This is a genomic window from Magnetococcales bacterium, assembly GCA_015231925.1.
Lineage (GTDB): Bacteria > Pseudomonadota > Magnetococcia > Magnetococcales > JADGAQ01 > JADGAQ01.
Map to the genome: position 1 here is coordinate 1 of JADGAQ010000302.1, position 3,336 is coordinate 3,336.

The window sequence follows — 3,336 nt, forward strand, 5'->3', positions numbered from 1 at the left end:
AAATCAAGGCGGCCAACTCCGACATCGAGCCGACACTCGCAGGCGGAAAACTCCCGGTACGCTGCAACATTCCCGCCGTATCCCTCAGCCCCCCCCCGGAATGGGGAATGCGCGCCTGCTGAAGGTCTGACCTACCCGACGGATACCACATCGTTCCTCTTGCCATCCCGATCGAAGTACTGGAAAATCCCAGTCCGAACGAAACAGCTGGCAAGGACCGTTGCGTCAGGGCGTGTTAACAACCGTCCGATTTTGGTTTCCGGCAAGGCGCAAGACGGTGAGGAAACGGAGTGTAGTCCTCTACATGAGCCTTCCGAACCGGATTGCAACGCCGCCAGGGGACAAAACGGGGTGATTGTTGACAGGCCCTGGACCAAGGTCACGGGAGACGAGCGATGTCGGAGCGCAAACCCCTGATTCTAGTGGTGGAGGATGAGCCCCACGTTTCCGGAATGGTGCGGGATTTTCTCCTACATGACGGTTATGACGTGGTTGAGGCCGCCGATGGACACACCGCTTTGCAGGCGGTGTCCCGACGTCGGCCCGATCTGATCCTGCTGGATATCGTGCTGCCGGGCCTCGACGGACTGAGCGTCTGCCGGGAAGTGCGCAAACTCTCCAACGTGCCCATCATCATGGCCAGTTCCCGGGTGGAGGAGTTGGATCGTCTGCTGGGTCTGGAGCTGGGGGCCGACGACTACATCTGCAAACCCTTCAGCCCGCGAGAGGTGGTGGCCAGGGTGCGGGCCGTGCTGCGACGGGTCAACACCCCCGCCGACGAAAACCGCGACGGGCCCCTCCTGGAGATCGACAAGGCGGCGCAACGCGCGCGGATAGGGGGCCAGACCCTGGACCTCACCCCCACCGAATTCCGCGTGCTGCGCCTGCTGGCCTCCCATCCGGGGCGGGTCTACTCCCGCTCCCAGATTCTGGAAATGGCTTACGACGACGACCAGGAGGTCTCCGATCGGGTCGTGGACAGCCACATCAAGAACATCCGCCGTAAAATCGCCCAAAAAGCCCCGGAAAATGAACTGATCCACTCGGTTTACGGCATCGGCTACCGCTATGAAAGCTGAACCCCGCCCAGCCCGACGGTGGCGCGGACGGCTGGCCGGCCTCGGACTGCTGTGGAGCGCGCTCTCCCCGCTGGCGTCGGAGGAGAGGGGTGGCGGACAACTCTCGGCCATTCTCGGTCGCCCCACCGACCGTTCGGTGACCGTGAGTCTCCTCTCGGAGACGGCCACCGAAGCCATGGTCGAATGGACCGATGGCAAGACTTCCGGAAGGAGCGCCCCGCTACATCTTCAACCCGGCCTCCCCGGCGAAATCATCCTGAGCGGCCTGCGCCCCGACACCGCCTACCGCTACCATCTGTCGACCCGCGAAGGCGATGGATTCCGGCAGCGACTGGCCTGCTCCTTTCACAGCCAGCGCCAAGCGGGAAGCGCCTTTACCTTCACCCTGCAGGGGGATTCCCATCCGGAACGGCTGGGGCGCATCCACCACCCCGAACTCTATGCCCGCACCCTGGACAACATCTCCCGCGACCACCCCGACCTGCATCTGGCCCTGGGAGACGATTTCAGTCTGGAGCCGTTGGCCCGGCGTGGCGCCCTGCGCGCGGAGAGCGTGGATCGGATCTATGCCCGGCAACGCGACGTTCTGCAAGCGGTCGGCTGTTCGGCCCCGCTTTTTCTGGTCAACGGCAACCACGACCTGCTCGATGTCACCGACCACGATGCCGCCCTGCTGGCGGGCAGCGCCCGCAACCGGTATTTTCCCCTGCCGGATCCGGAAGGTTTCTACAGCGGCGACCGGGAGCGGGTCGAGCCGCTGGGCTGGCTGCGCGACTATTACGCCTGGAACTGGGGTGACGCCCTCTTTGTGGTACTCGATCCCTACTGGCACTCCTTTCCCAAACCGGGGGAGCGAGAGGGGAAACGCCGCGAAGGCTGGCAGCTCACCCTGGGGGAGACCCAGTATCGCTGGCTGAGTCAGCAGCTTTCGCAGAGCCGCGCCAAATGGAAGTTCGTCTTCATCCATCACCTCAACGGCGCGGGACGAGGGGGGATCGAGGCCTCGGAACGCTTCGAGTGGGGCGGCAATAACCGTCAGGGCGAGGCGGTGTTCCATAACCAGCGCCCCGGATGGTCCCAACCGGTTCATGACCTGCTGGCGGCGGCCCACGTCACCATCGTGTTCCAGGGACATGACCACCTCTATGCCCGTCAACAGCGGGACGGCGTGGTCTACCAGACCTTGCCCAACCCGGCGGACGCCCAATACCGGCTCTTCGACTGGAACGTCTATCGGCAGGGGGATATCCGTCCCAACTCGGGCCATGTGCGGGTCACCGTCTCGGCGGAGTCGGTGCAGGTCGACTATGTGAAGAGCTGCCTGATCAGCGACGAAGCAAGACGCTGCCGCAACGGCGAGGTGGCCCACAGCTATCGTTTGCCCGCCCCGACGCTTTCCCGGTGAAAGGCCCTGAACCCGCCGGGTTCGGAACGTCCCCTGATCTCATGGGTTGTAGCGGAAGGCCGCACGCTCTATGCTGCCATACAGGCAACTCTTCAGGTATACGGGGAGGGGTACTTTTCGCGGACTTCGGTCCATCAAAAAAACAGATTAAAAAATTTGATGCTTGATAATAAAAGACAAAAAATATTACAGGAAAAATTCAAAAGATAGAGAATTTTATTTTTTGGATATTTAAAAGATAACATATTAAAAGCCAACGGATTATTATACCGGAAAGGAGTCGGGGGGACTCGCACCATGACACCCATCTGGCAGGTCAGCCTGGAAGAATGCCGTCCGGAGAGCCTGTCCCACGAATGGCTGGCGCTGGAACAGCGGGCGGAGGCCTCGTTTTTCCTCTCCTGGAAATGGATCGGCTGCTGGCTGGAAACGGTCGCCCGCACGGAACCGTTGCGCCTGCTGCGGGTGCTTCGCGATGGGGAGTGCGTCGGGCTGGCCCTGCTGAGACAACGCTCCCAACTGCGTCACGGCTTTGTCTACTCCCGACGCCTCTACTTCCACGAGTGCGGCCATCCCCTTCGGGACGCCCTGACCATGGAATACAACGGTCTCCTTGCCGATACCCGCCTGACCGACGCCGTGCGCCATCATGCCCTTCGCCATCTGGTGCAACACGAAACCGCCTGGGACGAACTGCGCCTGGGCGGCGTCGATCCCGTCTGGCTGCCGGAAGGGGAGGCTCTGGGACTGGTGGCCCATCAGGTGCGAACCGTGGCTTGCGACGGGGTCGATCTCGCAGTGGTGCGCGATTCGGGAGACGATCCCGAAGCCCATCTGAGCGGCAACACCCGT

At 62.4% G+C, this 3,336-nt stretch carries 3 protein-coding genes; all 3 read left to right on the forward strand.

Annotated elements, in window-relative coordinates; all coding sequences use genetic code 11:
- The first annotated feature begins 395 nt into the window (after nt 1-395).
- Nucleotides 396-1,079 (forward strand): response regulator, encoded by a 684-nt coding sequence (locus tag HQL56_19085; GenBank protein ID MBF0311621.1) that lies wholly within the window; start codon nt 396-398, stop codon nt 1,077-1,079.
- Nucleotides 1,069-2,484 (forward strand): metallophosphoesterase, encoded by a 1,416-nt coding sequence (locus tag HQL56_19090; protein MBF0311622.1) that lies wholly within the window; start codon nt 1,069-1,071, stop codon nt 2,482-2,484. The genes HQL56_19085 and HQL56_19090 overlap by 11 nt, the downstream gene beginning before the upstream one ends.
- A 297-nt stretch (nt 2,485-2,781) precedes the next feature.
- Nucleotides 2,782-3,336 (forward strand): GNAT family N-acetyltransferase (locus tag HQL56_19095; protein MBF0311623.1); only part of this gene is annotated, 555 nt, incomplete at its 3' end.

Coding starts and splice junctions, on each gene's coding strand:
- HQL56_19085 (MBF0311621.1), top strand. CDS start 396: ATGTCGGAGCGCAAACCCCTGATTCTAGTGGTGGAGGATGAGCCCCAC.
- HQL56_19090 (MBF0311622.1), top strand. CDS start 1,069: ATGAAAGCTGAACCCCGCCCAGCCCGACGGTGGCGCGGACGGCTGGCC.